The 12197-nt window shown below is 66.9% G+C and carries 12 protein-coding genes; 5 read left to right on the top strand and 7 right to left on the bottom strand.

The features are described from left to right. Positions 1-1311 carry an outer membrane protein assembly factor BamB family protein gene (locus GKZ92_RS03655; protein ID WP_006358395.1) on the top strand — a complete coding sequence of 437 codons (1311 nt, stop codon included), beginning with the start codon at positions 1-3 and terminating at the stop codon, positions 1309-1311. A gap of 185 nt (positions 1312-1496) precedes the next feature. Further along, the gene (locus GKZ92_RS03650; protein WP_155225000.1) at positions 1497-2264 is read left to right on the top strand and encodes a lytic transglycosylase domain-containing protein; all 768 of its coding nucleotides are present in this window, start codon (positions 1497-1499) and stop codon (positions 2262-2264) included. Between the two features lies 1 nt (position 2265). On the opposite strand, the gene GKZ92_RS03645 is transcribed toward GKZ92_RS03650, so the two are convergent. The 4 genes from GKZ92_RS03645 to GKZ92_RS03630 all read right to left on the bottom strand — a co-directional run bounded on the left by GKZ92_RS03645 (position 2266) and on the right by GKZ92_RS03630 (position 5045). Next, positions 2266-3558 carry a M18 family aminopeptidase gene (locus GKZ92_RS03645; RefSeq protein WP_155224999.1) on the bottom strand — a complete coding sequence of 431 codons (1293 nt, stop codon included), beginning with the start codon at positions 3556-3558 and terminating at the stop codon, positions 2266-2268. Positions 3559-3568: 10 nt separating this feature from the next. Continuing rightward, positions 3569-4249: a phosphoribosylformylglycinamidine synthase subunit PurQ gene (gene purQ / locus GKZ92_RS03640; RefSeq protein WP_005201295.1), complete on the bottom strand. Its 681-nt coding sequence runs from the start codon at positions 4247-4249 to the stop codon at positions 3569-3571. A gap of 5 nt (positions 4250-4254) precedes the next feature. Further along, positions 4255-4494, bottom strand: coding sequence for a phosphoribosylformylglycinamidine synthase subunit PurS (gene purS, locus GKZ92_RS03635; RefSeq protein WP_005201292.1), 240 nt, complete (start codon positions 4492-4494; stop codon positions 4255-4257). A gap of 68 nt (positions 4495-4562) precedes the next feature. Beyond that, entirely contained in the window at positions 4563-5045 is a 483-nt protein-coding gene (locus GKZ92_RS03630; RefSeq protein ID WP_006867195.1) for a glutathione peroxidase, read from the bottom strand. Between the two features lie 144 nt (positions 5046-5189). On the opposite strand from GKZ92_RS03630, the gene GKZ92_RS03625 reads away from it, so the two are divergent. Both GKZ92_RS03625 and GKZ92_RS03620 read left to right on the top strand, forming a co-directional pair. Beyond that, positions 5190-5684: a MarR family winged helix-turn-helix transcriptional regulator gene (locus tag GKZ92_RS03625; RefSeq protein ID WP_155224998.1), complete on the top strand. Its 495-nt coding sequence runs from the start codon at positions 5190-5192 to the stop codon at positions 5682-5684. Between the two features lie 59 nt (positions 5685-5743). Next, positions 5744-7291 (top strand): DHA2 family efflux MFS transporter permease subunit, encoded by a 1548-nt coding sequence (locus GKZ92_RS03620; protein WP_035751980.1) that lies wholly within the window; start codon positions 5744-5746, stop codon positions 7289-7291. 76 nt (positions 7292-7367) lie between these two features. On the opposite strand, the gene GKZ92_RS03615 is transcribed toward GKZ92_RS03620, so the two are convergent. After that, positions 7368-9515, bottom strand: a complete 2148-nt coding sequence (locus GKZ92_RS03615) for a S9 family peptidase (protein WP_155224997.1) — start codon at positions 9513-9515, stop codon at positions 7368-7370. Then, the gene (locus GKZ92_RS03610; protein WP_155224996.1) at positions 9512-10411 is read right to left on the bottom strand and encodes a phosphoribosylaminoimidazolesuccinocarboxamide synthase; all 900 of its coding nucleotides are present in this window, start codon (positions 10409-10411) and stop codon (positions 9512-9514) included. The genes GKZ92_RS03615 and GKZ92_RS03610 overlap by 4 nt, the downstream gene beginning before the upstream one ends. A 61-nt stretch (positions 10412-10472) precedes the next feature. Between GKZ92_RS03610 and GKZ92_RS03605 the strand changes: the two genes are divergently transcribed. Beyond that, a complete protein-coding gene (locus GKZ92_RS03605; RefSeq protein WP_155224995.1) occupies positions 10473-10760 on the top strand; it encodes a SelT/SelW/SelH family protein in 288 nt (95 codons plus the stop codon). Between the two features lie 3 nt (positions 10761-10763). On the opposite strand, the gene purB is transcribed toward GKZ92_RS03605, so the two are convergent. Next, positions 10764-12191: an adenylosuccinate lyase gene (gene purB, locus GKZ92_RS03600; protein WP_035751988.1), complete on the bottom strand. Its 1428-nt coding sequence runs from the start codon at positions 12189-12191 to the stop codon at positions 10764-10766. Between the last annotated feature and the right edge of the window lie 6 nt (positions 12192-12197).

The raw sequence follows: 12197 nt of genomic DNA, 5'->3' as shown, positions 1-12197 counted from the left end.
ATGTCCTCACGCTCCCGCGCCCGGGCGCTTTCCGCGCGCCTGCCGTTCGGCATCGGGACGGTCGTACTGATCCTCTGCGCAGCAATGCTCGTCACCGTCGGAGTGGTGCTCTCCGGCGGCAAGTACCAGGTGGACGACGCCGAGTACGCCTACGGGGAACTGCGCGACTACCACCGTGCGCCGTCCATCGCCTGGACCATCGTCGGCCACGAGGATCTCCCCGACTATCGCGACGAGGTGACCATTCAGGTCGTCGACACCTCCGACGAGGGCTGGCTCATCGCCTACCCGTCGGGTCTGGGCCGCTCGTTCACGATGGTGGACCGCCGCAACGGCCGTCTCCTCTGGGACTCCCCGGTCAACGCCGGCCAGGGCGACTGCGCCTTCAACGAGGCCGGCCAGGTCGGGTGCGCTGTCCAACTCGGCACCCCGCTCGACGACGGCTTCTATCTCGTCGACGACGCCGGGGTCCCGACGCAGACGGCCCGATACCTCGACACCAAGAAGGTCGTGGGACTCGGCAACAACTTCCTACGGGTCAACCGGGTCGGTCACCAGCTCTCGTTGAACACGCCGGCCGGCAAGACCATCTGGGCACGCACCTTCGCGGCACCGGTCGTCGACATCGAGGTCACCGGCGACATCGTCGTCGTCAAGACCGCCGATGCCAGCCAGTTCCTGGTCAACCCGACGAACGGCGACAACCGCATCGCCTGCGACCAGTGCGACATCGCCCTCTATCCGACGGGCGTCACCGTCGAGCACCAGGACTACAACGCCGAGCGTGTCACCACGTACGCCACGATCAACGGACGCGTCGACCCCGACCCCGTCGACGACTCGGAGGGCCTGCAGGTCGAATCCGGGCCGTCGACGCTGCCGCTGCTGACCGCCTCCAACCGCATCTTCGCCGATCGCGGCGAGTACGAGGTGCGCGATCCGGCTCGGCAGGGCGCACTGTGGCGGATCAGCGACCGCGAACTGTCGAAGTCGGGCGCCATTGCCTGCGGCTCACTGGTGAACTTCGGACGCCTCGACGGGTCGCGGACGACGTACGCGCTCGCCGACGGCGATCACATCGGCAGCGGTCCGCCGCCCGGTCCGGAGCAACCAATCCTGGCCAATCCGGCCTGCATCGGATCGACGGGCACCACCATGATCCTGTCGAACCAGGGCCAGCTGACTGCCCTGACACCTGAGAACAGTGTGGCCTGGGAACAGGGCGTCGGTTCGCCCGGATTGATCAAGGTCGTCGAGGGTTACATCGTGCTCAGCGAGGGTTCCACGATGTCCGTTCTGCGTCCGAATTGAGGCGCGTGTGGGCCGTCTCACATCGGAGACCGGCTGCCCCCGACTACCTGCGAAGACACAAACCTGACCCGCTGTCCATACCCTTGTTGGTCACGGGAAGATAACGCTTTGCTCACGACCACGTGTACGGTCGGCTCGGTTCCGAGAGCACGAACCACGAGCAGTACACGTGAGGTCAGTAAGTTTTGGGTAAGCATTCCAAGCCACGGAAGAAAACACGCACACCGCTGTGGGCCACGGCCCTCCTCCCCGTCGGAGTCCTGGCGGGCGCGGCCACCGCAGGAGCCGAGCTGTCGCACCCGACAGCCGCCCCGGAGCCCAGCAGCCTCTCCACGGGCGTGACGGCCACCGCGGCCCCCGCGCTCACCCCCGTCGCGCGGGCGCATCCGATCGCCCCGGCCCCGACGCCGGCACCCGCCCCGGTCATCCGCCCGGCGAGCGTCACCTCCGGCGCGGTCCCCGTGACCAACTACGACGCCTACAAGAAGGCCGCGAGCACCCTCGCCGACACCACCCCGCGCTGCGGCATCGACTGGAAGGTCATCGCCGGCATCGGCAAGGTCGAGTCCCACCACGCCGACCAGGGCAACGTCAATCCCGACGGTGTGCTGCGCAGTGCCATCTTCGGCCCCGTCCTCGACGGCTCGCTCGGCGGCAACGAGGTCATCAGCGACACCGACGGCGGTGAGCTCGACGGCGACGCGGCCTACGACCGCGCGGTCGGCCCCATGCAGTTCCTGCCGTCCACCTGGAAGGCCTACGCCGCAGACGGCAACGGTGACGGCAAAGCGGACCCGCAGAACATCTTCGACGCCGCGCTGACCACCGGTCGCTACCTGTGCGACGAGGGTCTCGACCTGCGCAACCCGGCGTCGCTGACCACCGCGATCCTGCGCTACAACAACTCCATGGAGTACGTGAACAACGTGCTCGGGTTCGCCCGCTCCTACTGATTCAGTTCCGAGCCAAGAAGGCTTGCAACGCAGCGGAATACATCGGCACGTCGGCGGCACCCATCAGTTCGCGCGCGGAGTGCATCGCGAGCTGCGGCGCGCCGACGTCGATCGTGGTGAGTCCCGTGCGGGTCGCGGTGATCGGTCCGATCGTCGAGCCGCAGGGCAGATCCGCGCGGTGGACGTATCGCTGCATCGGCACGCCCGCATCGTCGCACGCCACCGCGAAGATGGCTTCTCCCAACGCATCCGAGGCGTAACGAAGATTCTGGTTCACCTTGAGCACCGGGCCGCCGCCGATCGAGATGCGATGGCCGGGCTCGTGGCGTTCCGGGTAGTTCGGGTGCGTCGCATGCGCCATGTCGCCGGACAGGCACACGCTCCCAGCCATCGCTTGCAGGTAATCGGAGCGGGAACCGCCGCGCGACAACACGATCCGCTCACAGATCGAGGCCAGGAAGTCCGATGCGGCACCACGCTCGGAGCCGCTACCGACCTCTTCGTGGTCGAACAGTGCCAACACTCGCGTATGCGTCGACGACGAGCCGTCGAGCAGTGCGCGGAGTCCGGCGTAGCAGGTGCCCTGGTTGTCCAGACGCGGTGCGCTGAGCAGGTTCTCGGCCGCACCGATCACCGCCGACGGCGCGACGTCGTGGGTCATCAGTTCCCAGCCCAACAGGGTGTCTGGGTCGAGGCCCGCGTACTCCGCGACCCAGCCGAGAACGTCCGGGGTGGCGTCGTCGAGACCCCAGAGACCGTTGACGTGCCGCTGCGGATCGGGTGATACGCCCTTGCGGTCCTCCGACAGGTGGATCGCCAGCTGCGGCACCCGCACCACCGCCTCGGTCACGTGGACGAGAGTGTGCGCCACCCGATCACCCGCCCGATAGGCGAGCCGACCGGACAGACCGAGATCTCGGTCGAGCCAGGAGTTGAGCCAGGCGCCGCCGTAGGGTTCGAGCGCGATCATGGCCACCCCGGCCGACGTGCGGTCGGGATGCTGCTTCAACCGGAGGTTGGGGCTGTCGGTGTGGCCGCCGACCATGCGGAAGGCGGGACCGTCGCCGGTCTCCCAGGCGATGATCGAGCCGCCGCGCATCACATAGGACTTCGACGACGCCGCGCCGGCCGCAGCCGGCCACGCCTGCTCCTCGAAAAGCCTTGTGTATCCAGCATTCTCGAGCTCGCGGGCGACCGTGGCGCAGACATGGAACGGCGACGGCGAGGCGTCGATGAACTCACCGAGCCCGGTCGCCGACGCACTCGTCGGGATCTTCGGCGCTGCGTCGCTCATCCGGACGCACTCACACCGAGGCGAGGACCGAGTCGATCACCGAGTAGAACAGGCCGAGCCCGTCGTCGCTCGGGCCGGTCAGGGCCTCGGTCGCGTGCTCGGGATGCGGCATGAGACCGACGATCCGGCCGTTCGGGCTGGAGATACCGGCGATGTCGAGTGCCGACCCGTTGGGATTGCGCTCCGGGTAGGTGAACACGATCAGACCCTCGCCCTCGAGTTCCTCGAGCTTGCGCTCGGACGCCACGTAGCGGCCCTCGCCGGACTTCAGCGGGATCAGGATCTCCGCGCCGCGCTCGAAACGCGTCGTCCACGCGGTCGTGTTGTTCTCGACGCGCAGCCACTCGTCGCGGCAGATGAAGTGCAGACCCTCGTTGCGGGTCAACGCGCCCGGCAGGAGCCCGGCCTCGCACAGGACCTGGAATCCGTTGCAGATTCCCAGGACCGGCATGCCCTTGCCCGCTGCCTCGACGACCGACCCCATCACCGGCGCGAAGCGCGCGATGGCGCCGGCACGGAGGTAATCGCCGTAGGAGAAGCCGCCCGGCACGATGACCGCGTCGACGCCCTTCAGGTCGGCGTCGCCGTGCCACAGTGCGACGGGTTCGGCGCCGGCGAGCCGGACCGCACGGGCGGCGTCGACGTCGTCGAGGGTGCCCGGGAAGGTGATGACACCGATACGAGCTGTCATGCCGCCTACTCCGAGACCCGGGAGACGTTGAAGTTCTCGATCACCGTGTTGGTCAACAACTCTTCGGCGATCCGCTCCAGGGTCACATCGTCAACGGTGTCGTCGACCTCGAGCTCGAAGCGCTTGCCCTGACGGACGTCGCCGATCCCGGTGAATCCGAGCCGACCCAGTGCGCCGACGATGGCCTGCCCCTGCGGGTCGAGAATCTCGGCTTTGGGCATCACGTCGACCACCACTCGCGCCATGGCACCGCTCCTCAATCTCTGCTGATCAGTTCTCGCCTGGTCAGCTTACCGGGTGCCCCCAAATCGACTCAGAGCACGGATTCGATTGCGGCGACGACGGTCGGATCGGTCGGCTCGGTGCGAGGACGGAATCGGTTGACGACCTCACCGTCGGCGTTCACGAGGAACTTCTCGAAGTTCCACTGGATGTCACCGGCCTCGCCGTCGGCGTCGGCGGCCTGGGTCAGCTCGGCGTACAGCGGATGGCGCGCGTCGCCGTTCACATCGGTCTTCTCGAGCAGCGGGAACGTGACGCCGTAGGTGGTCGAGCAGAAGGTCGCGATCTCCTCGGCGGTGCCCGGCTCCTGGCCCATGAACTGGTTGCACGGCACGCCCACAACGGTCAAACCCTTGTCGCCGTAGGTCTTCGCGAGCTGCTCGAGGCCCTCGTACTGCGGGGTGAGGCCGCACTTGCTTGCGACGTTGACGATCAGCAGCGGTCCGCCGAAGTCCTTCAGCGAGACGTCGGAGCCGTCGAGAGAGGTGACCGGGATGTCCTTGATGTTGCCCATGGGGAGAGATTAACCCGTCGCCGACAGTCTGTGATCGGCTGCACACCCTGCGCCTGAGACGGGGGTCACACCATCTCGCAGCTCATGTGCGATCTCACACCTATTGCGTTTCTGCAATAGTTGCGTCGGAGTTACTATTTCCGGGTGTCCGAGGAACTCCTGAGCGCATCGAGCGCCGACAAGTCGATCGAGTCCGCGTCGGCGGCGCTCGTCGCATTCCTCGACCGGCTCCTCGAGATCGGCCGGCCCGAGACCATGGAGAGTCTCGCCGCCACCGAGATCACCTTCTCGCAGCTCCGGGTGCTGTGCGCGCTCGGCAGCCACGACGGGCCGATGCCGGTCAACGCCATCGCCGACCAGGTCCAGCTGTCCCTCGCGGCCGCGGGCCGGACGGTCGACAAGCTGGTCAGCTCCGGTCTCGCCGATCGTCGTGAGGACTCGGCAGACCGGCGGATCAAGCGCGTCTCTCTCACCGACGACGGCATGCGCTACCTCGAGACGCACCTGGCACTGCAGCACGACACCGTACGACGGTTCGTGGCCGGTCTCCCCGCCGAACTCCGGGACAACCTGTGTTCGGCACTGCAACCCATCGTCGACGACGCCGTCGACCACTTCTGCAATCTGGTCACCCGTTGACCGCGAACACCTCCCGACACCTACTTCTCAGTCGCATCCCGACCGATAGGAAACACCGCATGACATCCTCCACCGGAGGCCATCTCCACGAAGGCCCACCAGACACCAAGCTGGACAAGAACGTCCTGATGGTCGCCGGTGTGGTCGTACTCGGTGCGATCATGTCGATCCTCGACGTCACCGTCGTCGGCGTCGCCCAGAACACCTTCCAGCAGGAGTTCAACACCGACGCCGCGGGCGCGGCGTGGACCGCGACCGGCTACACCCTGGCCCTCGCCGCGGTGATCCCGCTCGCCAGCTGGGCGGCATCGCGCTTCGGCACCAAGAAGGTGTACCTGACCTCGCTGGTCCTGTTCACCCTCGGTTCGATTCTCTGTGCCTTCGCACCGAGCATCGGCATGCTGGTCGCGTTCCGTGTGGTCCAGGGTCTCGGCGGCGGCCTGCTGATGCCGATCGGCATGATGATGCTGACCAAGGCGGCCGGCCCCGAACGCGTCGGATCGGTGATGGCCGTCCTCGGTATCCCCATGCTGTTGGGCCCCATCTCCGGCCCGATCCTCGGCGGTGTGCTGATCGAGCAGCTGAGCTGGCACTGGATCTTCCTGATCAACGTCCCGATCGGCATCATCGCCTTCGTCTTCGCTTGGATCGTCCTGCGCGACGACGCCGAGACCAAGCGGTCCTCGATCGACTTCGTCGGGTTGCTGCTGTTGTCGCCGGGTCTGGCGCTGTTCCTGTTCGGCATCTCCTCGAGCGCCGAACACCGCACCTTCGTCAGCGGCTCGGTGCTGATCCCGACGATCATCGGCGCACTTCTCATCGTCGCGTTCATCGTCCATGCGCTCCGCGCGAAGAAGCCGCTCCTCGACCTGCGTCTGTTCAAGAACCGGACGCTGAGCATCGCGGTGATCACGATGGTCTTGTTCATGATCGCGTTCTTCGGTGCCGCACTGCTGTTCCCGCAGTACTTCATCGGTGTGCGCGGCGAGTCGACATTGACCGCGGGTCTGCTGCTCGCCCCGCAGGGTCTCGGCGCCATGCTGACGATGCCGATCGCCGGCAAACTCACCGACAGGATGGGCCCCGGCAAGTTCGTACTCGCGGGCATCGTGTTGATCCTCCTCGGCATGACCGCGTTCACCATGCTCGGCTCGGACACCTCGTACTGGCTGATCTGCGGTTCGCTGTTCGTCCAGGGCCTCGGTATGGGTATGACGATGATGCCGATCATGTCCGCGGCGCTCGCCACCCTGAGCAACGCCCAGGTGCCGGACGGTTCGACTTTGATGAACGCCATCCAGCAGACGGCCACCTCGATCGGCACCGCGGTGATCTCGGTGATCCTCGCCAGCAGCCTGGCCGGCAAGCCGGAGGCCGGTCTCGCGATCATGGCGAACACCTCCGACAAGCCGCTGCCCCCGGGTGTCCCGAACCCGTTGCCGGAGTCGTTCTTCGACACCGCCGCCGACGTGTTCTCCAACACCTTCCTGATCTCCGTGGTGTTGATCGCGCTCACCGTGATCCCGGCATTCTTCCTGCCGCGCAAGAAGATCGCGTCCCCTCTCGTCGAAGAGGACATGGATCGCGGTCCGATCATGATGCACTGATCGACCTCCGGGTCCAAACCGGAAGAGCCCCACCGCCCGCGAGGGTGGTGGGGCTCTTCTGATCTCTCTGTACCTTCTAGCGGTCGAGTGCGCCGGACTGCTGCAGAATCCAGGCGATCTCGAAAGCGACTTCCTCCCACTGCTTGTAGCGCCCGCTGACGCCGCCGTGGCCGGCCGTCATCTCCGTCTTCAGCAGGATCGGGTTGCCCGACGTCGACTTCTCCTGGAGCCGCGCCACCCATTTCGCCGCCTCGGTGTACAGCACCCGGGTGTCGTTGAGGGAGGTCAACGCGAGGATCGGCGGATACGGCTTCGCGTCGACGTTCTCGTACGGCGTGTAGGTCTTCATGTACTCGTAGACCTTCGGGTCGTGCAGCGGGTCGCCCCACTCGTCCCATTCGATGACCGTCAGCGGCAGCGATGGGTCGAGGATCGAGTTCAGCGCGTCGACGAACGGCACCGACGCCAGGATGCCGTTGAACAGCTCCGGCGCGAGGTTGGCCACCGCACCCATCAGAAGACCGCCGGCCGAACCGCCCTCGGCGACCATCTGCTGCGGCGTCGTCCATCCCGTCTCGACGAGATGGTGTCCGGCCGCGACGAAGTCGGTGAAGGTGTTCTTCTTGCTGAGGTCCTTGCCGTTCTCGTACCAGTAGCGACCCATCTCGCCGCCGCCACGGATGTGGGCGAGGACGAAGACCATGCCGCGATCGAGCATGGACAGCCGGGACACCGAGAAATAGGGATCGATGCTGGCCTCGTACGAGCCGTACCCGTACAGCAGCAGCGGGGCAGGCTTCGCTGCGTCGGTCTCCTTGCGGCGCACCACCGACAGCGGGATCCGGGTGCCGTCGTCGGCGACCGCCCACTCACGGGACTGGACGTAGTCGGCGGGGTCGTAGCCGCCGAGCACCGGCTGCCGCTTCAGCAGGGTGCGTTCGCCGGTGGCGACGTCGAGTTCGAACAACTCCGCGGGTTCGATGAAGCTGCCGTAGCCGATGCGCAGCTTCGGTGACCACCACTCGGGGTTGCCGCCGAGCCCGGCCGTGCTCAGTTCCTGATCGAAGTCGACCTCGTGGAAGTCGGATTCGGCGGGGATGCCGTCGATCCGGCGGAGGTCCGCAATGGCCAGGCGCGGCAGCGCCTCTCGCCGGTATGACAGCACCAGGTAGTCGGCGAAGGCGTCGAGGTCCTCGACGCGGCGGGCCGGATCGTGTGCGATCAGCGGACGCCGGTCCGCGGGGCTGTCCACCGGCGCGATGTCGATGGCGAAGTTCTCCGCCTTCTGACCGTCCACGACCTCGTTGTGCACGATGACGAAGTAGTCGTCGCCGCCGATGACGGCATGTTCGACGCTGTACTCGACGCCGTCGACGCGCGGCACGACGCTGCGGAACTCACCGGTCGGGTTGTCGGCTTCGAGAACGTAGCTCTCCGAGGTGATCTTGGAGCCGACTCCGATGACGAGGTATTTGTCGCTGCGGGTGGTGCCCATGCCGACCCAGAACCGCTCGTCGGGTTCGTGGAAGACCTTGACGTCCTCGGTGCCCGCACCGATGTCGTGTCGCCACACCGTGTCCGGCCGCCATGCGGCGTCGACCGTCGAATAGAAGACGTGGCGGGCGTCGGCCGACCACACCGCGCTACCCGAGGTGTCGGTGACGACGTCGTCGAGGACCTCGCCGGTACGAAGGTCCTTGATGCGCAGCGTGTATCGCTCGTCGCCGACGACGTCGGTGCTGTAGGCCAGCCAGTTGCCGTCGTCGCTGACGGTGAGCGCACCGAGGCTGAAGAAATCGTGTCCCTCGGCCTCGACGTTGCTGTCGAGCAGGACCTCCTCACCGGGCAGCGTCACACCGTCGTCGACCTTCGGCGCGGTCCAGTCGTCATCGCCGGCGATCGGGCACCGGCAGGACATCGAATACTGTTTGCCCTCTTGCGTTCTGGCGTAGTACCAGAAGCGTCCACGTCGGACGGGCACCGACATGTCGGTTTCCTTGGTGCGGCTCTTGATCTCGTCGAAGATCTGCTTGCGCAGATCCGACAGGTGACCGGTGTGCGCCTCGGTGAACGCGTTCTGCGCCTCGAGGTAGGCGGTCACCTCCGGATCGTCCTTGTCGCGCAACCATTCGTAGTCGTCGACGAAGGTGTCGCCGTGGTGGGTGCGTTCCTTCGGGACCTTCTTGGCGACCGGCGGTGTCGCGGTGTTTCGCTCGTCGGTCACGAGGCCACCTCCGCAGTGGGCCAGTCGGCGAAGGACTTCTGCGAAATCCATTCGTAGGCATCGATGTACCGCTGGCGCGTCTTCTCGACGACGTCGTCGGGCAGCGATGGCGGAGCGACATCGGAGGCACGGTCCCAACCGGATTCGGCGCTGGTGAGCCAGTTCCGGACGATCTGCTTGTCGAAGCTGGGCTGGACCTTGCCGGCCGCGTAGGTCGCGGCCTCCCAGTAGCGCGACGAGTCGGGGGTCAGAACCTCGTCGGCGAGCACGAGTTCACCGTCGGCGCCCCGGCCGAACTCGAACTTGGTGTCCGCCAGAATGATCCCGCGGTCGGCGGCGACTGCCGCGCCGCGTCCGTAGATGTCGAGGGTCGCCGACCGCAGCGCCTCGGCGAGCTCGGCACCCTCCTGTTCGACGACGCGCTCGAAGCTGATGTTCTCGTCGTGCTCACCCTGATCGGCCTTGGTCGCCGGGGTGAAGATCGGCTCGGGCAACTTGCTCGCCTCCGACAGTCCCGCAGGCAGTTCGACGCCGCACACCGCACCGGTCGCCTGGTAGTCGAGCAGACCCGAACCCGTCAGGTAGCCGCGCGCGACGCATTCGACCTGCACCATCGGCAGTCGCTTCACCACCATCGAGCGACCCACGACCTCACCCGGGATGCGCTCGTCGGTGGGTCCACCGGCGAGATGGTTGGGGACGCCGAGCTCGTCGAACCAGAAGAAGCTCATCGCCGTCAGGATGCGCCCCTTGTCGGGGATCGCGGGACTCAGGATGTGGTCGTAGGCCGAGATCCGGTCGGAGGCCACCAACAGCAGGGTGTCGGCGTCGATCTCGTAGATCTCACGGACCTTTCCCGACGCCAGATGCCGGTAGGACTGCAGTTCAGGACGCATGGACTCGACCCTAGAGGTTCGGCGGGCGGCACGGGACAGCAGGCTCTGACATTCTTGACCGATGACCGGACCGCACATCACCATCACCTACTGCACCCAGTGCAACTGGCTGCTGCGTGCGTCGTGGATGGCATCGGAGCTGCTCAACACCTTCGGCACCGAGATCGGTTCGGTGACGCTCGTCCCCGGGACCGGCGGCGTGTTCCACATCGACGTCGACGGGACGCAGATCTGGGAGCGCAAACGCGACGGTGGATTCCCCGGGGCTCCCGAACTCAAGCGACTGGTGCGCGACGTCGCGCTCCCCGACTGGAAGCTCGGGCACGCCGACGCCTCCGCGCCGGAGTGACCCCTAGAGGATGGGGGCAGGTGCGTAGGCCGCGGCCTCCGGGTACTGGCCGATGATCTTCTCCGCCGCGGCAATGACGTCGGCGACCTGTTGTTCGGCCGCTCCGACGAACACCGACTTGTCGGCGAGCAGCTCATCGAGCTGGGCCCGGTCGAGCGGGATGCGGTCGTCGGCAGCGAGGCGGTCCAGCAGGTCGGGCTCGCGGCCCTCCTCGCGCATGGCCAGGGCCACCGCGACGGCGTTCTCCTTGATCGCCTCGTGCGCGGTCTCCCGACCCACGCCCGCACGCACCGACGCCATCAGCACCTTGGTGGTCGCGAGGAACGGCAGGTAGCGGTCGAGCTCGTTGGCGATGACCGCGGGGTACGCGCCGAACTCGGCGAGGACGGTCAGGAAGGTCTCCATCAGGCCGTCGATCGCGAAGAACGCGTCGGGCAGTGCGACGCGGCGGACCACCGAGCAGAAGACGTCGCCCTCGTTCCACTGGGCACCGGCGAGTTCGGCGGCCATCGAGCCGTAGCCGCGCAGGACCACGGCGAGACCGTTGACGCGCTCGCAGCTGCGGGTGTTCATCTTGTGCGGCATCGCCGAGCTGCCGACCTGGCCGGGCTGGAAGCCCTCGGTCACCAGCTCGTGGCCGGCCATGAGCCGGATGGTGTGGGCCAGCGACGACGGCGCGGCGGCGACCTGTACCAGCGCGGACACGACGTCGTGGTCCAGCGACCGCGGGTAGATCTGGCCGACCGAGGTGAACGATCGCGCGAATCCGAGGTGATCGGCGACGCGGGCCTCGAGGTCGGCGAGCTTGGCGGCGTCGCCGCCGAGGAGGTCGAGCATGTCCTGCGAGGTGCCCATCGGGCCCTTGATGCCGCGCAGCGGGTAGCGGTCGATCAGCTCACGAAGCCGGGTGAGCGCGATCATCAGTTCGTCGGCGGCCGAGGCGAAACGCTTGCCGAGGGTCGTGGCCTGCGCGGCGACGTTGTGGCTGCGGCCGGCCATGACGACCGAGGAGTACTGGGCGGCACGTTCGACGATGCGGGCCAGGACGGCGACGCCGTGGGCGTGCACGTGCTCGAGGGAACGGAGGATCTGCAGCTGCTCGACGTTCTCGGTGAGGTCGCGGCTGGTCATGCCCTTGTGGATCTGCTCGTGACCGGCGAGGGCGTTGAACTCCTCGATGCGAGCCTTGACGTCGTGGCGGGTGACGCGCTCGCGGTCGGCGATCGAGGCGAGGTCGACTTGGTCGACGACGCGCTCATAGTCGGCGATGGCGTCGGCCGGGACGTCGATCCCGAGGTCGGCCTGCGCCTTCAATACCGCGATCCACAGTCGCCGTTCGAGGGCGATCTTGGTGGTGGCCGACCACAGCTCGGCGAGGTCGGTGGAGGCATAGCGGCTGGCCAGGACGTTGGCGATGACGGGCTTCGACACCCGCTC

It is taken from the genome of Gordonia sp. 135, from assembly GCF_009720185.1.
Lineage (GTDB): Bacteria > Actinomycetota > Actinomycetes > Mycobacteriales > Mycobacteriaceae > Gordonia > Gordonia alkanivorans.
The sequence above is the reverse complement of the archived record's forward strand: the minus strand, read 5'-3'. Positions and strand labels throughout refer to the sequence as shown.